Origin of the sequence: Streptomyces sp. NPDC016459 (assembly GCF_040632845.1) — a bacterium.
Classification (GTDB): domain Bacteria; phylum Actinomycetota; class Actinomycetes; order Streptomycetales; family Streptomycetaceae; genus Streptomyces.
Map to the genome: position 1 here is coordinate 887,656 of NZ_JBEYCR010000001.1, position 21,624 is coordinate 909,279.

The following is a 21,624-nucleotide window of genomic DNA, read 5'->3' on the forward strand; positions in this document are numbered from 1 at the left end:
ACCGGAGAGAACCCGGACGTCCCCGCCGTACGCAGGAAGGACGCCGGAACCGGGGAGAACCCGGATGTCCCCGCCGTACGCAGGAAGGCTCCCGACATGCCCCGGTCCCGGTCCGACAAGCCCGCCCGCACCGTGGCGCCCTGGGTGCGGACCCGGCTGCGGACCGCGCCCTGGGCCGCCGCCTCCCTCGCCCTCCTCGTCCTGGTCACCGCCTACCTGGCGGCCGCCCTGCCGCGCGCGGTGGACGCGTACGAGACCGAGGGGCTACGGCACGACATCCGGGAATCCGCGCCCCGCGCCACCGTCCTCGAACTCACCAACCCGCTCGCCCTGTCCACGACCGGGGCGAGCCTGGCCCCCGGGGTCCTGCGGAGGCAGCGCGACGAGGTGCGCGCCCTGTTTCCCGAGCCGATCCGCACCGACCCGGGGCAGAGCGTCCACGGAGTCCGTACGGTCAAGCGGGTCGAGGGGACCGACCCCTGGCTGCCCCGGCCCGACGGCGTGTCCCCGGAGTTCGTGCTCTCCTCCCCGTCCTCCCTCACCGAGCACGCCACGCTGCAGAAGGGCAGGCTCGCCGCGGGTACGGCCCGCGCGCCGGAAGCGGTGGTGACCGCGGAGACCGCCGCCGCCCTGCGCCTGAAGCCCGGCTCCGTCGTACACCTGCCGGACAAGTCCGGCACGGCGCCGCTCGCCGTGACGGTCACCGGGATCGTGGAGCCGCGCGGCCCCGAGTCGTCGTACTGGGCGGTGGAACCGCTCCTGCGTACCCCCGCGCTCGCCCCGCTGGTCGCCGGCGGCGAGGTGAAGCACTACTGGCAGGGGGCGCTGCTCCTCTCCCCCGCGTCCGCGGCCGCCGTGCTCTCCCTCACCAACGAGCTGGAGGTCTTCTTCCGGTTCGCGCCCACGTCCGACCATCTCACCGGCCGGGACACCGACCGGCTCGCCGCCGCGCTCGACTCGGCGGCCGGCGGTCCCGGCCTGGTCGGGATGCGCAAGGTGGTGGGGCCCACGGGGGCCGTGACCACCGAACTCGACGGCATCGTCGACGCGTACGGTTCGATGCGCGCGGCCATCGGTCCGGTCGTCGCCGTCGCCGTCTTCGGGATCGGCGCGGTCGCGGCGGTCGTCCTCGCCATGACGGGCGGGCTGTTCGTCGCCCGCCGCGACGGCGAACTGGCGCTGCTCCGCTCCCGTGGCGCCTCCCTGACCGGCATCGGTCTGCGGCTCCTCGGCGAGACCTCGGCGGTCGCGGTACCGGCAGCGGCACTCGCCCTCGTCCTCGCGGTGGTGACGGTACGGGCGCCCGGCGGGTCGGGCGGGATCCCCCTCGGCCCCTCCCTGCTCGCCGCCTCGGCCGTCGCTCTGCTCGCGATGCTCGTCCTGCCGCTGCGGGCGGTCGTCCTGCACCGGCGCCCGCGCCTGCACGGCGGACGCGACGACCTCCTCACCGCGCGCCCCTCCCGGCGCCGTACGGTCGCCGAACTCACCTTGCTCGTCCTCGCCGTGGGCGCGGTCGCCTCCCTGCGGCTGCGCGGAACCGGCGACTCCGGCGACCATCTGGTGAGTGCCGCACCGGTGCTCGTCGGCCTGATCGCCGCCTCGCTGCTCGTACGGATCCATCCGCTGCCGCTGCGGTGGCTTGGCCGGCCGGCCCGCCGGCTGCGCGGGGCGGTCGGCCCGCTGGCCCTGGCGCGCGCCGGGCGCTCGTCCCCCGCCGGCACGCTCCCGCTGCTCGCGCTCGTGCTGGCGCTGACGACGGCGGCGTTCGGCGGCTCGGTCCTGGCCGGCGTCGCCGACGCCCGCGACCGGGCCGCGCTGCTGGCGACCGGCGCGGACGCCCGGATCGACGGCTCGGTGGAGTGGACCGCGCTGCCGGCCGGTCTGGCCGACGCGGTGCGCGGTACGGCGGGGGTACGGGACGTGGCCCCGCTGCAGATCGAGTACGGGGTGTCCCTGCGGTCCCGGGAGGGCACCTCCGCCCGGCCGATGAGCGGCACGCTCGTGGGCGTCGAACCCGGCTCGTACACCCGGCACGCGGAGCGCACGGGGTTCGGCCCGTTCCCGGCGGGGCTGCTGGCGTCGACGGGGAAGGGCGGCAAGGGGGCCGTGGCGGACACCGAGCGGGTGCTGCCCGCGATCGCCTCGCCCTCGGTCGCCGAACGGCTCGGCACGGCGCCGCAGGAGATCGTATCGGCGGCCGGGGTGTTCCGGGTGAAGGTGGTGGCCGTCCGGGCGGCGACCCCCGCGCTGCCCGGCGCCGACTTCCTCCTCGTCAACGCCGCCGACCTCACCCACCGGACCCCCACGACACTGCTCGTCACGGGCCCGGAGGACGGGGCCGCGCTGCGGGCGGCCGTGGAGGCGCGGTCCGACGCGCTCGTGGTGTCGACGCGCACCGAGGAGCGGGTGGGCTACGTGGACTCGCCGCTCCAGTCGGGGGCCGAGCGGATGTACCTGGGCGCGATCGGGGTGGGCGCCGGGTTCGCCGTGGTGGCCGTGCTGCTCTCCCTGATGCAGAGCGCGCCGGAGCGGACGACGCTCCTCGCGCGGCTGCGGACGATGGGGCTGACCCGGAAGCAGGGGCGGCGGCTGCTGGGACTCGAAGCGGTGCCGCAGGCGGTCCTGGCGGCGCTGGGCGGGACGCTGGCCGGCTGGGCGACGGTGCCGCTGCTCGCGCCGGGCATCGACCTGTTCCGGCTCGCGCTCGCGACGACCCCGGGGTTCGCCCCGCCGGTCGGCGCGCCGCTGCGGGCGGACCCGTGGTCGCTGGTGGTGCCGGCGCTCGCGGTCGTCGCCCTCACGGCGGTGGCGACGGCCGGACAGGCCTGGTGGGCGGGGCGGAAGGGCTCGATCAAGGAACTCAGGGCAGGAGACGCACGATGACGAAGACCGGGACGATCCCCAGCGCCGCTTCTGACACCACCCTCGAGGAGCTGGAGCGGCGGGTGACCGCGCGGCGCGACCGGCCCTCGTACGGTCATGACGCGCTCATCGCCTGCGACCGGCTGGTCCGGATCTTCACCACGGACGGGGTGGAGGTGCAGGCCCTCCAGGGTCTCGATCTGCTCGTCAAGGAGGGTGAGTTGATGGCCCTGGTCGGTGCCTCCGGGTCGGGCAAGTCGACGCTCATGAACATCCTGGCGGGCCTGGACGTACCGACCGCCGGCGCGGCCCGGGTCGCCGGGTGCGACCTGCTCGCGATGGACGGCAGGGCGCGGCTGCGCTACCGGCGCGAGGTCGTCGGCTTCGTCTGGCAGCAGACCGCCCGCAACCTGCTGCCGTATCTGACGGCGGCGCAGAACGTGGCCCTGCCGATGCAGTTGCGGGGCCGGTCCAAACAGAAGGCGCGGCGGGCCGAGGAGCTCCTCGCGATGCTGGGCATCGCGGAGGCCCGGGACCGGCGGCCGCACCAGCTGTCCGGCGGCCAGCAGCAGCGGGTGGCGATCGCGGTCGCCCTCGCCAACAACCCGTCCGTGCTCCTCGCCGACGAGCCGACGGGCGAGCTGGACTCGGCCACCGGTGAGCAGGTCTTCGCGGCCTTCCGCCGAGCCAACGACGAACTGGGCACGACGATCGTGATCGTCACCCACGACCAGGCGGTCGCCTCCGAGGTACGGCGCACGGTCGCCATCCGCGACGGCCGCACCTCCTCGGAGGTGCTGCGCCGCACGGAGGTCGACGAGCAGGGCCAGGAATCGCTGGTGGCCCGGGAGTACGCGATGCTCGACCGCGCGGGCCGGCTCCAGCTGCCGGCGGAGTACACGCAGGCGCTCGGGATGGAGCACCGGGTGGCACTGGAGCTCGAGCAGGACCACATCGGGGTGTGGCCGGACGGCACGGAGAGCTGAGGGGGGCGAGCGGGGCGGGGGGCCGGGGTCCCGGGGGCGGGGGGCTGGGCGCGGGGGCGGCGGAGGCGCGGGTCCGGTCCGGATCCAGGTCCAGGTCCAGGTCCGGGTCCGGGTCCGGTCCGGGTTCAGGGGCGGGCCCGGGTCCAGATGCGGGCCCGGGTTCGCGTCCGCGTCCGGGTTCGCGTCCGGGTCCGGGTCCGGGTCCGGGTGAAACCGGGGAGCGGCGGCGGACGTCCCACTCCCGGGGTGATGTCCATGTCATCGACGGAGTCGTCGGAGAACATGCGGACCTGGGGCGTCGTGGCCCTGCCCGCGGTCTGCGCGGCCGCGCTCTACGCCTGGTCGGCCTGGTGCTTCGGAGGCGCGAGCGCGCCGTCCACCACGGTCGCGATATCGGTCGGCGGGGCGGCGATCCTCGCGGCGGCCGTGGCGTACTTCCTGCTCGTCGACGGAGCCATGGGCCTCTTCGGCGCGCTCGCGCTGGTCGGCGGGCTGCTGCTGACCGTGGCCGCCGCGGACCAGGCGGCCTCGCGTGGCGCGGTCGCCGCGTGTGTCGTGGTGAAGGTCCGTGCGGAGGAGCGGACGCAGGTCGGCGAGGGCGGCGCCACGACGGTGGTGTACCACCACACCCTGCGCTGCCCGGGCGGCTACCCGTCGACCGTCACGGAGGCCCACCGGGCCGCGCCGGACGGCGGGGAGGTGCGGGTGGCCTACGACCCCCGGCAGCGGGTGGCCCCGGCTCTCGAGGGTTCCAGCTCGCCGCTGCGGCAAGCGGTCCTGGCCATGCTGCTGCTGGCCGCGGCCACCGCGGGGGCGAGGCGGTTCAGCCGGCGGGGCCGTCCGGCGGCATGAGTCCGGCCGCGGTGTCCCTGAGGCCTCACCGCTCGTGGAAGGCGGTGAGGTGCGGCCCGACGTCCCCGTGCGGCGGGCGCACGCCGCGCTGCCGACGGCTTCGGCGGCGGCCCCTACGAGCGGGGCACCGAGGCCCCACCGGTCAACGGGGCGCGACCGACAGGGACATCGGTGCGGTGCGCAGGGCGATCGAGCCGTACGGGGTGCGGAGTCTGAGCCACGGACCGGAGGCGAACAGCGCGACCGGCGTCGGCTCCGGTGTGGGCGGCAGGAAGCCCAGCGACTGGGCGGCGTGCACGGCCCGGAGCGGCAGCCCGGTGGGGCCGAGGGTCCGGGACCAGATCTCGCGGCCGACGCGGTCGCGCTCCGCCCTGGTCCGCGACTCCTCGGGCAGCCGCTCGTCCCGCGCGCGGAACTCGGCGACGGCGGCGGCGACCGCGCCCCGCATCTCCGCGGCGTCCGGCAGCCCGGCGACCGGCGCCCATCCGGTGCGCGGCGGGAGCACACCCGCCCAGGACGGCCCGGTCACGGAGGCAGGGACGACCGCCTTGCCCGCCGACTCCTCGATTCCTTCGAGGAGTTCACCGGCGGAGACGGTCACGTCGACATCGACCGCGTCGACGAGACGGGCCGTGCGGATCGCGAGCACCTCGAAGGACGCCGGTCGTCCGAAGACGGCCAGCGCCCCGCCGCCGGCCTGGAGGCGGACGGCTGCGGCCCGGTCGTAGTGGACGAGCCGGGTCAGGAAGGCGGCGAGGGCCGCCGCCTCCCTGGCGTCGTCGAAGTGGAGCGGAGCGAGCACGCTCATGGGGCGGACGTCATCCCGTCGTCCACGTACTCCTCCAGGAAGCTGCGCTCCTCGGCGGTGATGCGCCGGGGTCGCTGCGCCTCCAGGTCGAAGGGCACGACGACCGTGGACGCCCGTACGTACGTGACGTCGGGGTCCTTGATCTCGTACGCGATCGTCAGCGACGCCGCCCCGATCTTCGTCACCCAGGACTCGACCGTCACCGGCGCGTGCCGGTGGACGAGGGGTCGCAGGTAGTCGATCTCGTGCCGGGCCACGACGGACCCGCCGGAGAACGAGGGGGAACCGTCCCCCGGCGCCAGCCGGAACATGAAGTCGATCCGCGCCTCTTCCAGGTACCGCAGGAAGACGACGTTGTTGACGTGCCCGAAGGCGTCCATGTCCGACCAGCGCAGGGGACAGCTGTAGATGTGCCTGGTCACTGACCTCAGCCTCGGGTCAGCTTCTTGTACGTGGCGCGGTGCGGACGGGCCGCGTCCGGGCCGAGACGCTCGATCTTGTTCTTCTCGTAGGACTCGAAGTTGCCCTCGAACCAGTACCACTTCGAGTCGCCCTCGTACGCCAGGATGTGCGTGGCGACCCTGTCCAGGAACCAGCGGTCGTGGGAGATGACCACGGCCGCACCGGGGAACTCCAGGAGCGCGTTCTCCAGTGAGGACAGCGTCTCGACGTCGAGGTCGTTGGTGGGCTCGTCGAGGAGCAGCAGGTTGCCGCCCTCCTTGAGCGTGAGCGCCAGGTTCAGGCGGTTGCGCTCACCACCGGAGAGGACACCGGCGGGCTTCTGCTGGTCCGGTCCCTTGAAGCCGAAGGCGCTGACGTACGCGCGGGACGGCATCTCGACCTGGCCGACGTTGATGTAGTCCAGCTCGTCCGACACGACGGCCCAGAGGGTCTTCTTGGGGTCGATGTTGGCGCGGGTCTGGTCGACGTAGCTGATCTTGACCGTGTCGCCGATCTTGACCGAGCCCGAGTCCGGGGCCTCGAGGCCCTGGATCATCTTGAACAGCGTGGTCTTGCCGGCACCGTTCGGGCCGATGATGCCGACGATGCCGTTACGAGGCAGGGTGAAGGACAGGTCGTCGACGAGGACCTTGTCGCCGAAGGCCTTGGAGAGGTTCTCGACCTCGACGACGATGGAGCCCAGGCGCGGGCCCGGCGGGATCTGGATCTCCTCGAAGTCCAGCTTCCGCATCTTGTCGGCCTCGGCGGCCATCTCCTCGTAGCGAGCGAGACGGGCCTTGGACTTGGTCTGACGGCCCTTGGCGTTGGACCGGACCCACTCCAGCTCTTCCTTGAGGCGCTTGGCGCGCTTCTCGTCCTTGCGGCCCTCGACCTTGAGACGGGTGGCCTTCTTCTCCAGGTACGTGGAGTAGTTGCCCTCGTAGGGGATCGCGCGGCCGCGGTCGAGCTCGAGGATCCACTCGGCGACGTTGTTCAGGAAGTACCGGTCGTGCGTGACGGCGACGACGGCGCCCGCGTACTTCGAGAGGTGCTGCTCCAGCCAGTTCACCGACTCGGCGTCGAGGTGGTTGGTGGGCTCGTCGAGGAGGAGCAGGTCCGGGGCCTCGATCAGCAGCTTGCAGAGCGCGACGCGGCGCTTCTCGCCACCGGAGAGGTTGGTGACCGGCCAGTCGCCGGGCGGGCAGCCCAGCGCGTCCATGGCCTGCTCCAGCTGCGCGTCGAGGTCCCAGGCGTTGGCGTGGTCCAGGTCTTCCTGAAGCTTGCCCATCTCGTCCATCAGCGCGTCCGAGTAGTCGGTCGCCATGAGCTCGGCGACCTCGTTGAAGCGCTTGAGCTTGCCCATGATCTCGGCCGCGCCGTCCTGGACGTTCTCCAGGACCGTCTTGCTCTCGTCCAGCTTCGGCTCCTGCATGAGGATGCCGACGCTGTAGCCGGGCGACAGGAACGCGTCACCGTTGGACGGCTGCTCAAGGCCCGCCATGATCTTCAGAACGGTGGACTTTCCGGCACCGTTCGGGCCGACCACACCGATCTTCGCACCCGGCAGGAAGCTCAGCGTCACGTCATCGAGGATGACCTTGTCGCCGTGCGCCTTGCGCGTCTTGCGCATCGTGTAGATGTACTCAGCCAAGAGAAACCGTCCGGCAGAAGTGAGTGGGCAGATACACCCCATCTTGCCTGACCGCCACCCCCGGGCGGAAACCGGTAAGACGGGGGCGGGGGCTCGGAGGGGGTCGCGGCGAGGGCGTACCGGGCAGTAGGGGGACGGGTCCGTACCGGGCGGTACGGGTCGGAACGGGGACGGAACGGGGCCCGGACGTGCGACGACCCCGGGCGCGGATGCGGTCCGGGGTCGTGCGGGGTCACGGGGCGGGTCCGGTGTGACGCGGATCACCCGGTGGGGTCAGCCGGTGTCCCGGTGCCGGCGGGGCCGGCACCGGGGGCCTGGGCTCAGGCGCCGGCGGTCTTCTTCTTGCGGAGGAAGAACACCGCGCCGCCGCCGATCACGACGAGCGCGAAGGCGATGCCCGCGATCATCGGGGTGGCGTTGGAGCTGCCGGTCTCGGCGAGGTCGCCGCCACCGGTGGTGGTGGTACCGGTGGAGCCGGTGGTGCCGGTGGCGCCGCCCGTGGTGTCACCGGTGGTGCCGGTGGAGGTCGACGGAGAGGTCGACGGGGTGGGCTCGGCCGAGGGCTCCGTGGTGGGGTTCTCGGACGGCTTCGTGCCGGGGGTGGCCGTCTCGCAGTCCAGGACGCCCTCGAAGGTCTCCTCGAAGTTCGGGCCGGTGACCGTGAACTTGTACGCCTCGTCCTCGGCGAGCGGGACCGTGATGGTCTTGGTCTCGCCCGGGGCGATGGTGTGCGAGGTGCCCTTCAGGTCGAAGGTCCAGGCCTCGTCGCCCTTGTTGGACGCGATGACCTCCAGGCCACCCTTGGCGCAGTCCTTGGCGACGGTGACGGCCGGGACAGCACCCTGCTTCGCCCAGGTCGCGGACGCCTTGCCGGTGACGGTCGACTCGCTGGAGCCGGCCAGGATCAGGGTCTGGGACGGGCCGTCGACGGAGACGAAGGCGCGGCCCAGGGAGACCTTGGTGGTGGCCGCGGCGGTCAGCTCGGCGGCGCCGTCGGCGGTGCCGGCGGGAACGTCGAAGAAGACCTCGGTCTTGCCCTTGGCGACCTCGGTGACGGGCTTGCCGTCCTTGTCGACGACCGTGACGCCCGCGGGGGCGCCGGGGGCGAGCGAGACCTTGGCGGTCGCGGCGGTGGTGTCGACGCTGATGGGGCCGAGCTTGCTTCCGGCCTTACCCGCGATGGTGGCCGGGGAGATGCTCAGGGAGGCGGTCGGCTCGTCGAGCTGGACGGCCTTCTCGAGCAGGTACGCCGTCAGCTTCTGGGCGTCCTCGTCCTTCGGCGTCGCGGTGACGTCGTCGGAGAGGGTCCAGATGGCGGCCTGCGTGCCCGCCGCGGCCTCCTTCTTGGAGAGGTCGACGTCCAGCTTGCCGCCGAGGGCCTCGGCCGAGAGCTTCGGGTAGGCGTTCTCCAGGATCCAGAGGATCTTGCCCGCGTTCCCGTTGTCGTGCAGGGAGGATTCGTCCCAGCCGACTTCCTTGTAGTCGAAGTCTTCCTTCGCTCCGGTGCGGAGGTCGATGCAGTAGGTGAAGAGAGTGCCCCCGCCGTCCACCTCCATCTTGAACAGACCGCCGCCGACCGACCACTTGTCACCGTTCTTCTCGGTGATCTCGACGTCGGCGGCGTCCTCGGTCATACCGTGGAGCTTCGCCATGACGCCACCGGAACCCGGCGTGGCGTCATCGGCGAGCGCCGGACCGGCGGTCGCGATCGAACCGACCGCGACGAGGCCGGAGACCAGGGTCGCAGCGGCAAGGCGGGCAGCGCCGCGCCCTCGAACTGAAAACATTGCATTCCCCTCCGGGCGAGTCGCTCCGCGAACACAGTCACTTTCGCGTGGGGGGAGCGCACGCCAGCAGATTCACAGACCCGATGGGCTCATGTGCCACATGAGTACCCGCGAATCCTAGGGATGCGGAGGCCCCCGGTGCCCGGCCATACGATCAGATAACCATTCCGACTCGGAATCGTTATCACCCACGGCGAGTTGGTCGACAAATCGCTATGACACAAGGTCAGGGCGCGGTCACCAGAAGCGTCGACTCCCCGGCGGACCACTCCGTGGATCCCTCTGCCACGCCCCTCTCCCCCGCGGCGGCCGCCACCGCCTCCTCCATCGCCGCCGTCGCGGCCTCCGTCCACGGGTCCCGATCCGGCGCCGGAACAAGTCCCTCCGCTTGTTCCGTCCGCTGCTTGGACTCCGTACGCGCCGCACGCCGGAAGGCCGCCGTACCCCGCGTCAGATCGTGGCCCACGGCCAGCGCGTCCACGTCCACGAAGGTCTTGCGCTGTCCGTCGCGCTCGTCCTCACGGACCCTCAGACGGCCATGCACCACAAGCGGCTCCCCCACGGAGACCGAGGCCGCGAGATTGGCCCCGAGCGACCGCCAGGCCGAAACCGTGTAGAAGCTGGTGTTCCCGTCGGACCAGAGCCCCCGCTCCCGGTCCCAGCGGCGGGCGGTCACCGCGAAGCGGAACCTGGCCACCCCGCCGGTCGCCGTGTCCCGGTACTCCACCGCCGTCGCCACATTGCCGACGAGCGTCACGGTCGTGTCGTTCATGGTCCCGCCCCCAACCTCTGTGTTTCTCTCGGTCGCCACCATGGTGGAACAGGCGGGGAGTTCCCGCCCGTGCCTGTGGACAGCCGCGCGGTTGGGGACAACCGCCTCACCCGGGAGGGGGACCGGAACCCCGTCGGCACACGGCCGCCGTCACCTCCCCCGTACACCCGCCCGCGTCGCACCCAGCCGGTTCGCGCCCATGCGGCTCCCGCCGACGATCCGCGCCGAGGACCGGGTTCCCGCCACCGTCGCGTACTGCTCGCGCACCTCCCGGTAGCGCATCAGCTCCGCCGCCACCGGGTCGAGCACCCGGGCGCGGCCGCAGGCCGCCGCCGCCTCCCGCAGGCGCCGTTCGGCCTCCTGCCCGTACCGCTTGGCCGGGCCCTTCACCGCGCCCTCGCAGGCCCATTCGACCAGCGGTCCGCCGATGATGCCGCCGAGCATCACGAGGACCGGCGGGAGCAGCCCCGGTTCGACGACACCGACGATCTGAGCCACCAGCCACAGCGCGCCGAAGATCTGCAGGAGGGTCATCACGACCTGGGCGAGCACGGCCGCGGGCCACCAGGCGGGCCGGGGCGGGCGGGCCGCCGGGTCCCCGACGGTGACCGTCAGCTCGTCCAGGGCCTCGGGCAGTCCCTCCGCCCCGCGTGCCGCCGCCTCGCGCACGGCCTGCGCCCAGGGGGCGGGGAGCCCGCGCGAGGCCTCGTCGGCGACGATCCGTACCGCCTGTTCCACGCGCTGGCGTGCCGTCAGTTCCTCTTCGACCGGGGAGGTGAGGCGCGGGTCGGTGGAGCCGTGGGCGCGCATCCGCTCGTACCAGCGGTAGAGCCGTAGCCAGGGGGTGCCGCAGGCGCGGATGGCGCCCCGGCGCCAGACCCGTTCGGCCGCCTCGCCCGCGGCCTGGGCGCCGACGGCGGCCGCGAGCCGGTCCGTGAAGGCCTCGCGGGCCCGCTCGTCGAGGCCGGGCCGCCCGTCGGCCAGGTACGCCGGGCGCAGCCGGACGGCGGCGGCGTCGACGTCGGCGGCGAGCCGGCGTTCGGGGGCGGTGCGTTCCTGGACGAAACGGGCGATCAGTTCCCGGAGTTCGGGGACGCCGTCGCCGGTCGCCGCGGAGACGGCGAGGACGGTGGCGCCGGGTTCGCCGTGCTCGCCGAGTGCCACGCCGTCCTCGTCGAGAAGGCGGCGCAGGTCGTCGAGGACGAGGTCGGCGGCTTCCGTACCGAGCCGGTCGATCTGGTTGAGGACGACGAAGGTGACCTCGGCGTGCCCGGCGAGCGGCCGGAGGTAGCGCTCGTGGAGGGCGGCGTCCGCGTACTTCTCGGGGTCGACGACCCAGATGACGGCGTCGACGAGGCCGAGGACCCGGTCGACCTGGTCGCGGTGGGCGGTGACCGCCGAGTCGTGGTCGGGCAGGTCGATGAGGACGAGCCCCTGGAGTTCGGTGTCGGCCGCGCCGCCCGCGAGGGGTCGGCGGCGGAGCCGGCCGGGGACGGCGAGCCGGTCGAGGAGCCCGGCGGAGCCCTCGGACCAGCTGAGGGCGATGGGCGCGGAGGTGGTGGGGCGGCGCAGGCCGGTCTCGGAGACGGGTACGCCGGCGAGGGCGTTGAAGAGCGTCGACTTTCCGCTGCCGGTGGCGCCGGCGATGGCGATCACGGTGTGCCGGGAGGAGAGCCGCTGCCGGGCGGCGGCCTCGTCGAGCACCCGCCCGGCCTCGGCGAGGGCCTCGCTCTCGACCCGCGTACGGGAGAGCCCGACGAGTTCGTGAAGGGCGTCGAGGCGCATACGGAGGGCGCCGCCGTAGGCCCCGCCGAGGGGCGGCAGGGCGTCTTCCTCCTCGGGGTCCGCCCCACCCGGGTGGACGCCGACCCCTGCCGCGGCGCCCCGCTCACCGGCGCGCCGGGCGATCAGCCCGTCGTCCCAGCGCCGGCGGCCGCGGTCACCGCCGGCATCGCCGTCACCGTCATGACCGCGGCCGGGCTCCGGGTCGGGGTCACCCCGATGGCGCTTCCGGAGGCGGCCCGGATCCGCGTCCACCTCTCCGGCCCCACGCTCACCGGCACCCGCGCCCGTGTTCACATCCGCATCGACATCCACGCTGTCACTTCTCCTTCTGCAGTACGGAGAGCGCGGCGATCAGCTCCGCCTGCGGCTCGGGGGTCACGTCGAGCGCTTCGAGGGGCGCGAGGAGCCGGTCGCGTTCGGCGTGCAGGACTCGGTCGACGCACGAGAGGACGAGTTCGCCGCCCTTGTCGCGCAGGCGGAGCGCGGCCTGGGCGCCGAGGAGTTCGGCGAGGCGTTCACCGGCGGGCCGGGTGCGCCGGCCGCCGAGGAGGGCGGCGGCGAGGAGGGCGGCGACGGTGTCGGCCTCGGGGACGGCCGTACGGGAGGCGGAGGGGCGCTCCACGCCGCGTACCTCGTCCTCTGCGAGCTCTTCGAGGACGCGCCGCCAGCGCCGCACCTCGACGCCGACCCGCTCCCCCGCCTCGCGGTCGCCGCCGGTGCGGACGGGGCCCAGGGCGCCGGAGGCGGGTTCGCGGCGCCAGGCGTCGTGGACGGTCTCCTCGGCGGCGGAGACCGCGCAGTGGAGGAGGGCGGCGAGGGACTCCACGAGGGCGTCGAGGAGTTCGTCGGCGGTGCTGTCGCGGGGGTAGCCGCGCCAGCGGGTCCGGGCGTCGCCGGCGAGGACGGCGCCGCGGCCGAGGAGGGTGCGGACGCGTCTGCCCTGCTCGGTGTACGCGGCTTCCACGGCGCCGCCGAGGCGGACGGCGGCGGCGTACTGCGCGGCGACGGCGGCGGCCAGCTCGGGGAGCCGGGCGTCGAGGGAGTCGATGACGCCGGTGGCGGTCCGGGCGGCGGCCTGCTGGCGGGCGGCCGGGTCCTCGGCGCAGTGGGCGAGCCAGCCGCGCAGGGCGGCGACGGCGCTGTCGGGCAGCAGCCCACTGCCGCCGGCGGCGGACTCGGGCAGCTCGGGGATGGTGAACCGGGGTACGTCGCCGAGGCCCGCCTTGTCGAGCAGGGCCCCGTACTGCCGGGAGACCTCGCCGATGACCTGGTGGGGGACGCGGTCGAGGACGGTGACGAGGGTGGCGTCGTACTCCTTGGCGGTACGGAGCAGGTGCCAGGGCACGGCGTCGGCGTAGCGGGAGGCGGTGGTGACCATGACCCAGATGTCGGCGGCGCACATCAACTCGGCGGCGAGGAGCCGGTTCTCGACGACGAGGGAGTCGATGTCGGGCGCGTCGAGGAGGGCGAGCCCCCGGGGCACGGATGAGGCCGTCTCGACGCGCAGGGCGTTCTCCTCGGGGGGCTCCTCGGGGTGGTCCTCGTCGGCCTGGGGCAGCCAGACGCGGGTGAGCTGCGGCAGGACGCGCATTCCGGCGAACCAGTGGTGGTCCTCGGGGTGGCACACGAGCACGGGTGTGCGGGTGGTGGGTCTGAGCACGCCGGACTCGCTGACGCGCCGTCCGACAAGGGAGTTGACGAGCGTGGACTTCCCGGCGCCGGTGGATCCGCCGACGACGGCGAGGAGCGGGGCGTCGGGATCCTTCAGGCGCGGTACCAGGTAGTCGTCGAGCTGGGCGAGCAACTCGGCCCGGGTCTGCCGGGCGCGTGGCGTGTCAGGAAGGGGCAGGGGGAGACGCACGGCGGCGACACGGTCGCGCAGGGCGGAGAGTGCGTCGATCAGCTGAGGCCGTTCGTCCAAGGTCACCACATGCGAAGAATGCCCAATTTATGAGTGTTTTTGAAGCCTATTGCGGCCCTGCGCGCCGAAGTGAGGGGTGATGACCGGAACCTCAGGCATAACGAGTGCACAACACCCGCCCCGAGCGATGCGAAAAGCGCTGCGCAAATCGCACCTGCCTGCGATTATCGTTCCGCTTCACCGAACCTCCACATCGTGCCACGCAGGTGAAGCAACCGGGCCAAGGTGATCGGAGCCCTATCCTTGTCCCGGCAGGCCACACCCCACCCACAAGGGGCTCCTGACCACACGACCACCACCCGGCCCCCGTAGCTCAGTGGATAGAGCAGGTGCCTTCTAAGCACTTGGCCGCAGGTTCGAGTCCTGCCGGGGGCGCAACACAGTCTGACCTGCGGAAACGCGGGTCAGACGCCCTAGCCGTAGCGCTGTGACTCACCCGTCCGAAAGTTGGACAAGGTGAGTCGCTGACTCACTCTTGCCCAGCTCTCACGAGAGAGCCCACAGGCATGACACGGAGCCCGCTGCGCACGCAGCAGAGCACGAGCAAGAGCGCACGTCGTCTGACGTCCGTACCGAGCGCACGCGCACGTCAGGACGCCGCAGACACGCGCGCACACATGCTGAGCGACTACGCAACGCACCTTCGAGCCAGCAACAACAAGCGGGGTCGGCCCTACGCCGAGAAGACGATCACGTCGTACGTCAAGGCGGCTCGCACCCTAGACCGCTGGATCACAGCCGGGGAGCAAAGCAGCACGTCAGACACCCCCGGCTCACACAGCAGGGCTGGTGTGGCACTCACCGAGTTCATCCACTGCGACGCGCCAGCGCTGAACGTCTTCTTCCGCGCGCACTACGACGGCGGGAAGGGCGAGCGACAGGGCGGGACCCACACGCTCCAGCGCAATCTGCGCCCCTTCTTCAAGTGGCTGTCTGAGGAGTACGACCACCCGAGCCCCTGGGACGACGAACGGCTCCAGCGCTACGCGCACCCGACCGACGTTCGCCCGCAGACGCTCTCCGTGGAGTTCATCCGCGATCTTCTCCAGATCACCGGCGGGGGTAATCCTCGGGTCCGTGCGTTCGAGAAGGTGCGAGATCACGCGATCATCCGCGTACTCACCGAGGGTCTGCGAGCCGAGGAACTGTTGTCTCTCCGTCTCGACCACCTGCACCTCGAACAGGGCCTACTCGGTCCGGTCGTCCCGCTGAAAGAAGCACGAGCCAGCGGAGAGGGGCGGATCATCCCGCTCCAGCCCAAGACCATCGTGGCGATCACGCGGTACCTGCGAGCGCGAGAGAACCACCGGCGAGCGAACCCGAACAGTCCCGACTACACCGACTGGCTCTGGCTCGGGACAAGGGGAAGGCCTCAGCTCACGTACTCGGGTCTGTACCGGATGCTGAACCGTCGAGCCGCTGACGCCGGGTACGGCAATCCCGACAACCCCGAGTCCAAGAGCATCGTTCACCCGCACCAGTTCCGGCACACGACCGTGGACGACCTCTTGTCGGCGGGCGTCTCCGAGGGCGACGTGATGACCATCGCCGGGTGGAAGGACTCCACGATGCTGCGCCGGTACGCGGCGGACATGGCCAGCTCTCGCGCCGTCACCGCAGTGAAGCGCATGGGCGACAGGTACTGACTGCCGGCTCAGCCTGAGCCACGCGAAGGGGTAACGATTCGTTCTACCGTCACGTCCTCTTCGACTCCCTCTTTCTGAGCGTGCAGAAAAAAGACGCTGGGTGTGGGACGTCCATCATCTTCGTTCCACACCCAGCGTCTCAAGCTGGCCGAGGGCAGTCTTGACCATGCCCAGTCGAGGCGGCCAGGCTCATGCAACCAGACGCAACCGAGTAGTCAGGGAGCAAGACCATGGCTCTAGTCTTCTTCGGCAAGGACCCCAACAGCAACGGCGACAACTGCCCCAGCGTATGGGTGGACGAGCGGTCGGCGGATCTCGTCCTCCAGGGTTGGAAGGCCGACGAGGCGACCAAAGCGGAATGCCTCAAGGTAGGCAGCATCCCCGAGACCGAGGGTGTCTTCCGCATCCCGGCGAGCATGGTGGATCAGATCAGGAAGGCGTGTGATGAAGCCGAGCAGCGTGCCGCCGTTCAGTGATCTGATCGCCGGGTGTCAGCGGTCGGCTGTCCACCTGGAGCTGCGGGACTCGTACGGCATCGCCTCGGAGGATGAGGACTTTGCAGAGTGGCGCGAGCGGGGAGAGATCAGCTTTGCGTCCGCCGAGCGCCGTCGTGACTGGCTCGACCTGGTGCACGACGCAACCGCTCGTGGCGTCGTCATGCGCCGTGCCCGCATCGTGTCCGTCCCGGTCAGTGAGTACATCCGGTACGAGCACGCGGGTACGTACCTGAACGTCGAGGCCGGTGAGTTGATCCGCTGGCTTCCTCGCCCTAAAGCCGCCACGCTGGCTTTGCCCGGAGCCGACTTCTGGTTGTTCGATGACCGGCTGATCCGCTTCGGGCACTTCGCCGGGGACGGGCAGTTCGTGAGCCACGAGATGAATGACGACCCCGAGGTGGTCAAGCTCTGCGCCGACGCGTTCGAGTCGGTCTGGGAACGCGCCACACCACACGAGAGGTTCACGGTCTAACCCGCTCCAGCGGTTCGCCACCAGCTCATGCCCAGTTACCAGTCATCCAGTGTCGAGGCCGCGCGTAAGAACGTCGCCGCGCGTCTGCGGGAGATCCGCCGTGACTCGGGGCTGAAAGGGCATGAGCTGGCAGCGTCCTGCGGTTGGCACAAATCCAAGGTGTCGCGGATCGAGAACGCGATCACTCCCCCGTCCGACGCGGACATCCGTGACTGGTGCGCTGGGTGTGGTGCGGAGGATCAGGCCCCAGACATCATCGCCGCGTCTCGCACGGCTGACTCCATGTACCTGGAGTGGAGGCGCCTCCAGCGCACGGGCCTGCGACGGCTGCAAGAATCCCGCGTCCCGCTGTACGAGCAGACCAAGCTCCACCGTGGCTACGCGTCGCACGTCGTGCCGGGTCTGTTCCAAACGCCGGCGTACGCATCTGCCCTGCTCAGCGCGGTTGGGCGGTTCCATCGAGCGCCGAAGGACACGGCCGAAGCGGTGGAAGCGCGCATGGCCCGAGCGCACGTGTTGCGTAAGCCAGGACACCGCTTCGCCTTCCTCCTGGAGGAAGCCGTCCTGCGGTATCAGCTCGGCGACGCCGAGTGCATGGCCGGGCAGCTCGGGCACCTGCTGTCGGTCATGTCGCTGCCCTCCGTCTCAGTCGGCGTGATCCCCTTCGCGGCCCGAGACCGAAGCATGTGGACCCTGGAGACGTTCGACATCTTCGACGATGCTCGGGTCCATGTGGAACTTCTGACGGCTCAGGTGACCCTCACCGCTCCGGGTGAAGTGGCGATGTACGTACGAGCCTTCGGAGACCTTCGAGAGATGGCCGTCTACGGCTCAGAGGCACGCGCATGTGTGGCTGATGCTCTTGCCGCGCTGGGCTGAGAACTCGCGTGCAACCGCGTAGAACTTCCTTGGGCTTGATCTCTCCGGCTTCCTAGCGTGGTCGTCACGCAGACGACGCAGGGAGCGGCATGGAAGACCAAACCCAGGTGCCGTTACTCCTTGCCGTCCGTCACGAACGAGCCCTTACCGAGCACGGTGTAGATCCGTCCCTCTTCGCGCAGGGCGACCACGGCCTTCTGAACGGTCGACGGCACCACGTCCAGCTCGGCGGCCAACTGGTTGACGGCGGGGAACCTCTCCCCTGCCTTCCACTCGCCCGCGTCCAGGCGTCGGCGCAGTTCATCGGCTACCTGAGGCCATACGGGTTTGCTGCGGTCGAGATCCATAGGGCAAGGCTCTGTACATATGCGTGTTCACGCGACCGCGTATACGCGAATACGCATACGCGCGTATGCTCCGAGAGAGCGACAACAGAAGACCCCCGCGACTGCGCGAACAGTCCGGGGGCGTGGCCGATCACCCAAGGAGTGACCGACGTGCGTAGCGTACTTGCCCTCCTCTTCTCCCGGCTCATGCCCTCCACAGGCAGGCGACGAGCAGCCGCGAAGGGTATGCCGATTGTGCGTACCCCTCCCGCGGATTCCCCGACCGTCCGGCTGGTCATCACGCGTGACGCCGTCCCGCTGGGTGTGGGACTCCCCTCTCTCCGCTCGCCTCGCCAGCCCGAGCGGCTGCGCGGTGAGGACGTCGCGCTGATCCGTCCGTACCTGCTTCTCCACGAGTACCGCAACGGCATCGTCCACGGGGCGGTGACGTCATGAGCAGGAACCCGCGACGGCGTCAGGCTGCGATCCGGATGTGCTCGGACTGCGAGCAGATCACCGATCAGCCGGTACTGGTCCAGCGCATAGAGCCCAAGGACGGGATCGGCTGGAGTCTGTACGCGTGCCTCACGTGTGCGCCCAAGCACCTGAGCGCTCTCGGCGCACGGATCCTCTGGCTCTTCCATGCGGCTGACTGCTGGGAGTGCAACCACGAGGCCGAGTGTGAGATCAGCCGGGTTCTGCGCCGGGTCTTCGAGCCCGAGATCAAAGCCAAGTCGGCATGACGGCTCCGACCGAGCGAAGGCATCGGGTCCCACGAGCCGGACGTACAGGCGGCGAGCGCCCTTGGTCACTCTGGTCGTACGGGGACCTGTGCGGCTACTGCGCGGGAGCACGCGCCGTCTGGTGCCCAGACTGCGGTGGCTTCGCTGGGTGCAGGACGTGCCTGCACACGTTCAAGGTCCCCTGCCCGGAGTGCGCGGGCGGTCTCCTGCCGAAGTGGGTGCCGTGACCGCGCCTATCCAGCTCTGGCCGCCGCTCCGTAACGACTCGCCTAGGAATCTGAGCCACGCCCTTCGGAGGGAGCTTGCCGGATTCCTACGTTCGACCTACCAGCAAGACACGACGAACCGAGGGAAGTACCGTGACGAAGATCCGTCTTGACCACAGCAACTGTGAGCACCCGAAGACCAAGGCCGGGCGCGCGAAGTGCCGCAAGGACCTGCGAGAAAGCGCCGTTGCAGCGACGACCACGGGCCCCAAGCCGATGGCGAAGAAGGCAGCGGCCAAGAAGGGCCCCGTGGCCAAGCCCGTCGCCCCGAAGAAGTCGCCCATCAAGACCGTCGCTCCGGCTGAGCCCGTGACCGAGGCCGAGCCGGAGACCGAGCCTGCCGAGTAGTCCCACACCAGCCCGACCAGAGAGCCCCGACACTCCCCCAGAGTGCTCGGGGCTTTCGCATGGGCTGACCTGCGCGGACGCGTGAGCCGGCGAAAGCTCTGAGAGCGCGTCAGGAGAGATCGGCTAGCGCGTGCGTGTCTTCTGTCGCACTCGCTCTGCTGGGTGCCTAGAGACGCTGCCCTGTCGCCCTAACGTGCACTGCGAAGCGCAGTAGTAAGCGCAGCGCGCGACGAGAGTGCTGCGGAAGATGAGTTCCCACATGCCCTCTTCGTAGATGACGGACATCTCTCGACTCTGGACCACGCCGTTCCTCGACCTGCTTTCGCAGATTGCGAAACCAGATTCGTCGGGATCGAGAGGCTTCACAGGGCTGGTGTGGAACGTCGCCGTCTGTGCCGCTCACGCGCACACGCCCGGCAGTTCCGATATCCCCTCGGATCCACGTAGGTGTTCTCAGGGGTGTAGCTGTGGCCCTCGGGGCACTGCGTCTTTTGGGTGCACCAGTGTCGCCCTCGCTCGGCCCTCTCCCGCATGTTGCTTTCCTGGTCACCGATGGCCAGATGCCTCGGGTTCACGCACGCGGCCGTGTCGCAGTCATGGGTGATCAGTTCGTCACCTTCCAGCTCGCACCCAATGGTTCGCTCGATTAGCCACCGGTGCGCGCGGACTCTCTTATTTCCCACGCGAAAGATGCCGTAACCCTTCTCATTGAGTCGCCCCCTCCATAGCCAGCATGAATCAGGCCCAGCGGCGATATCGACGTTATCCACGAAACGGGTGAAGGCATCCGCGTATCGATTACTCATAAAGCCACGATATCCAGGATTCTGCGGCTTCACCCATACTCGCGCGCCATACCAATTCCTTGCCATTTTGTCAAGCGTCTGTCATTCTCGAAACAGCGGCAATGACCCACAAGGGCGGCAAATTCCGGACGGAAAGAAACGCCCCCTTCTCGAATACGCGGATGCGATTCGTTAAGTGCATAGGAGAAAGCGGCTCCCAACCCTCATCCAATGAAACGGAGCAATCATGTCCCAGGGCATGACCACCGGCGAGATCCTGATGGCCCGGCTACGGGGCGAGCCCGGCGCCCACGCCCTCACGCCTGCCGAGAACCCCAACAAGCGAGTGGACCAGAGGTCCGTGGAGATGGCCGAAGAGTGGTTCGGCGGGACCCACGAGGAGGTCGAGCAGCGGCGCTCGGAGCGCCAGCACGCGGAAGCCAAGGCCCGGAACGCTTACGAGGCCCGAGTCACCAAGCGGGCCCGTGAGCTCCGGGCTCAGGGCGAAAACTCCTACCTGGCCGATGCGACGGCCCGGCGCGAGATCGCCAAGGAGGACCAGGCCGCCCGAGAGCACGAGCGTCACCGCATGGTGCATGAGGCGCTCCAGCAGAACAGCAAGGGCGAGCGGGAGCGCCACCAGGCGGAAGAGCTAGCCCAGGCACCGATCCGAGGAGCCGCTCAGCCCGGTGAACCGTATGTCACCTCGGACGGCGAGATCGCCGGGCACCAGCTCGACCGCGTCAGCTCCAAGCACATGGCCCGGCTCTTCGGCAGCAGGGACGTCTAGCCCTCAGCCGGCCAACTGCACCACACACCTACTCGAAGAAAGGCGGGCCCGGAGATGGCCAGCATCACGATGGACCTCCAGGACTTCAACAGCCTGATGGGGCTGGGCACGGCCCGCCGCCGGGCGATGTTCCTGGACCTCTACAACACCGGCCGGGCCAAGGCGGGTCAGTCCACCGCTTCGGGTGTGGAGAGCGTCGCCGTCACTCCGTCCAGCCCGAGCGCCACCATCGACCCGATCCAGCAGGTCGTCGCCCGCGCCAAGACCGCCATCGCGGCCGCGTCATGAGCGCCGGGCGGGCCGTCGCGGTAACGGTCCCTGAGAAGGTGCTCGCCGCTCTCCAGGAGAGGGCCGAGGGTCTGACCCACCGGGAGCTGAACGCGAAGTTCCCCGGCCTCGGCTACGACCGTATGGAGAGCATCCTCCAGGGCCTCTACGACGACGGCCTGATCGGTCTCGACGTGGTGACCGACCGCCGCGTAGCGCGCTGGGTCACCTACCCCAACACAGCCGCACAGGAAGGGCCGAATCATGGCTGAGATCCCCGAGTTCGTACAGAAGGTCATCGACGGCGAGGCCGAGCCGACGCCGGGTCGTCCGCCGTTCCCGCCGGGACAGAACTCCATGGGCGGCATGCGCTACCTGAACCGATGGTTCGTACCGAACGGCACCCAGGACGTCTACGACGAGCCCGTGCAGTCCGGCCCGCCGCTGATGACCTCCCAGATCGCCTAGCGGCGCACAGACCGGTCGGTGTGGGAGAGGTCTTCCAGAGGGCACCCCGCACTGACCGATAGAAGCTGGGTGTGGTGCGTTTCTCCGTGCTCCGTACCACACCCAGCTTCTTCGCCATCCATTTTCAATTCCGCGGGAGGTGACAAGCCATGAGCCGAGTTCACACCAGCGTTTACCGGCTGGACTGGATCAACCGCCCGCACGCTGACTGTGAGCACGAGGGCACCAACGTCGCCCGCGCACGATGCCGCCGTGAGATGAGGCGTTCGGGT

General features: G+C 70.5%; 22 protein-coding genes and 1 tRNA gene. 15 read left to right on the plus strand and 8 right to left on the minus strand.

Annotated elements, in window-relative coordinates:
* The first annotated feature begins 96 nt into the window (after positions 1 to 96).
* From ABZ567_RS04025 to ABZ567_RS04035, 3 genes are all read left to right on the plus strand, one after another.
* Positions 97 to 2,883 (plus strand): FtsX-like permease family protein, encoded by a 2,787-nt coding sequence (locus ABZ567_RS04025; protein WP_360785038.1) that lies wholly within the window; start codon positions 97 to 99, stop codon positions 2,881 to 2,883.
* Positions 2,880 to 3,848 (plus strand): ABC transporter ATP-binding protein, encoded by a 969-nt coding sequence (locus ABZ567_RS04030; protein ID WP_360784408.1) that lies wholly within the window; start codon positions 2,880 to 2,882, stop codon positions 3,846 to 3,848. Before ABZ567_RS04025 ends, ABZ567_RS04030 begins: the two co-directional genes overlap by 4 nt.
* 255 nt (positions 3,849 to 4,103) lie before the next feature.
* Entirely contained in the window at positions 4,104 to 4,700 is a 597-nt protein-coding gene (locus ABZ567_RS04035; protein ID WP_360784409.1) for a hypothetical protein, read from the plus strand.
* Positions 4,701 to 4,842: 142 nt separating this feature from the next.
* On the opposite strand, the gene ABZ567_RS04040 is transcribed toward ABZ567_RS04035, so the two are convergent.
* The 7 genes from ABZ567_RS04040 to ABZ567_RS04070 form a co-directional block, all read right to left on the minus strand.
* On the minus strand, positions 4,843 to 5,508 hold the full coding sequence (locus tag ABZ567_RS04040; protein ID WP_360784411.1) for a hypothetical protein: 666 nt from the start codon (positions 5,506 to 5,508) through the stop codon (positions 4,843 to 4,845).
* Positions 5,505 to 5,930 (minus strand): thioesterase family protein, encoded by a 426-nt coding sequence (locus ABZ567_RS04045; protein ID WP_360784414.1) that lies wholly within the window; start codon positions 5,928 to 5,930, stop codon positions 5,505 to 5,507. The genes ABZ567_RS04040 and ABZ567_RS04045 overlap by 4 nt, the downstream gene beginning before the upstream one ends.
* Before the next feature lie 5 nt (positions 5,931 to 5,935).
* The gene (ettA, locus tag ABZ567_RS04050; protein ID WP_360784416.1) at positions 5,936 to 7,600 is read right to left on the minus strand and encodes an energy-dependent translational throttle protein EttA; all 1,665 of its coding nucleotides are present in this window, start codon (positions 7,598 to 7,600) and stop codon (positions 5,936 to 5,938) included.
* Between the two features lie 320 nt (positions 7,601 to 7,920).
* Positions 7,921 to 9,387, minus strand: a complete 1,467-nt coding sequence (locus ABZ567_RS04055; protein WP_360784418.1) for an LAETG motif-containing sortase-dependent surface protein — start codon at positions 9,385 to 9,387, stop codon at positions 7,921 to 7,923.
* A 226-nt stretch (positions 9,388 to 9,613) separates the two neighbouring features.
* On the minus strand, positions 9,614 to 10,159 hold the full coding sequence (locus ABZ567_RS04060) for a single-stranded DNA-binding protein (protein ID WP_360784419.1): 546 nt from the start codon (positions 10,157 to 10,159) through the stop codon (positions 9,614 to 9,616).
* A 150-nt stretch (positions 10,160 to 10,309) separates the two neighbouring features.
* Positions 10,310 to 12,070, minus strand: a complete 1,761-nt coding sequence (locus ABZ567_RS04065; RefSeq protein WP_360785040.1) for a GTPase — start codon at positions 12,068 to 12,070, stop codon at positions 10,310 to 10,312.
* A gap of 190 nt (positions 12,071 to 12,260) precedes the next feature.
* The gene (locus ABZ567_RS04070) at positions 12,261 to 13,865 is read right to left on the minus strand and encodes a dynamin family protein (protein ID WP_360785041.1); all 1,605 of its coding nucleotides are present in this window, start codon (positions 13,863 to 13,865) and stop codon (positions 12,261 to 12,263) included.
* A gap of 302 nt (positions 13,866 to 14,167) precedes the next feature.
* On the opposite strand from ABZ567_RS04070, the gene ABZ567_RS04075 reads away from it, so the two are divergent.
* The 5 genes from ABZ567_RS04075 (at position 14,168) to ABZ567_RS04095 (ending at position 17,359) form a co-directional block, all read left to right on the plus strand.
* A tRNA-Arg gene (locus ABZ567_RS04075) sits at positions 14,168 to 14,240 on the plus strand.
* Between the two features lie 242 nt (positions 14,241 to 14,482).
* Positions 14,483 to 15,511: a tyrosine-type recombinase/integrase gene (locus tag ABZ567_RS04080; protein WP_360784421.1), complete on the plus strand. Its 1,029-nt coding sequence runs from the start codon at positions 14,483 to 14,485 to the stop codon at positions 15,509 to 15,511.
* A gap of 230 nt (positions 15,512 to 15,741) precedes the next feature.
* Positions 15,742 to 15,987 (plus strand): hypothetical protein, encoded by a 246-nt coding sequence (locus tag ABZ567_RS04085; RefSeq protein WP_360784423.1) that lies wholly within the window; start codon positions 15,742 to 15,744, stop codon positions 15,985 to 15,987.
* Positions 15,956 to 16,480 carry a DUF6879 family protein gene (locus ABZ567_RS04090; RefSeq protein WP_360784425.1) on the plus strand — a complete coding sequence of 175 codons (525 nt, stop codon included), beginning with the start codon at positions 15,956 to 15,958 and terminating at the stop codon, positions 16,478 to 16,480. The genes ABZ567_RS04085 and ABZ567_RS04090 overlap by 32 nt, the downstream gene beginning before the upstream one ends.
* A 27-nt stretch (positions 16,481 to 16,507) precedes the next feature.
* Positions 16,508 to 17,359, plus strand: coding sequence for a helix-turn-helix transcriptional regulator (locus tag ABZ567_RS04095; RefSeq protein WP_360784427.1), 852 nt, complete (start codon positions 16,508 to 16,510; stop codon positions 17,357 to 17,359).
* A 113-nt stretch (positions 17,360 to 17,472) separates the two neighbouring features.
* Here ABZ567_RS04095 and ABZ567_RS04100 read toward each other — a convergent pair whose 3' ends face one another.
* Positions 17,473 to 17,706, minus strand: coding sequence for a GntR family transcriptional regulator (locus ABZ567_RS04100; protein ID WP_360784430.1), 234 nt, complete (start codon positions 17,704 to 17,706; stop codon positions 17,473 to 17,475).
* Between the two features lie 150 nt (positions 17,707 to 17,856).
* On the opposite strand from ABZ567_RS04100, the gene ABZ567_RS04105 reads away from it, so the two are divergent.
* The 7 genes from ABZ567_RS04105 (at position 17,857) to ABZ567_RS04135 (ending at position 21,352) form a co-directional block, all read left to right on the plus strand.
* Positions 17,857 to 18,141 (plus strand): hypothetical protein, encoded by a 285-nt coding sequence (locus tag ABZ567_RS04105; RefSeq protein ID WP_360784433.1) that lies wholly within the window; start codon positions 17,857 to 17,859, stop codon positions 18,139 to 18,141.
* Complete coding sequence (locus tag ABZ567_RS04110) at positions 18,138 to 18,428, plus strand: hypothetical protein (protein WP_360784436.1); 291 nt, start codon at positions 18,138 to 18,140, stop codon at positions 18,426 to 18,428. Before ABZ567_RS04105 ends, ABZ567_RS04110 begins: the two co-directional genes overlap by 4 nt.
* 359 nt (positions 18,429 to 18,787) lie before the next feature.
* Complete coding sequence (locus ABZ567_RS04115; protein WP_360784437.1) at positions 18,788 to 19,042, plus strand: hypothetical protein; 255 nt, start codon at positions 18,788 to 18,790, stop codon at positions 19,040 to 19,042.
* 1,032 nt (positions 19,043 to 20,074) lie between these two features.
* Complete coding sequence (locus tag ABZ567_RS04120) at positions 20,075 to 20,617, plus strand: hypothetical protein (protein ID WP_360784440.1); 543 nt, start codon at positions 20,075 to 20,077, stop codon at positions 20,615 to 20,617.
* Positions 20,618 to 20,671: 54 nt separating this feature from the next.
* Positions 20,672 to 20,905, plus strand: a complete 234-nt coding sequence (locus tag ABZ567_RS04125) for a hypothetical protein (protein WP_360784443.1) — start codon at positions 20,672 to 20,674, stop codon at positions 20,903 to 20,905.
* Positions 20,902 to 21,156 (plus strand): hypothetical protein, encoded by a 255-nt coding sequence (locus tag ABZ567_RS04130; protein WP_360784445.1) that lies wholly within the window; start codon positions 20,902 to 20,904, stop codon positions 21,154 to 21,156. Before ABZ567_RS04125 ends, ABZ567_RS04130 begins: the two co-directional genes overlap by 4 nt.
* Positions 21,149 to 21,352 (plus strand): hypothetical protein, encoded by a 204-nt coding sequence (locus ABZ567_RS04135; protein WP_360784448.1) that lies wholly within the window; start codon positions 21,149 to 21,151, stop codon positions 21,350 to 21,352. Before ABZ567_RS04130 ends, ABZ567_RS04135 begins: the two co-directional genes overlap by 8 nt.
* Positions 21,353 to 21,624 lie beyond the last annotated feature (272 nt).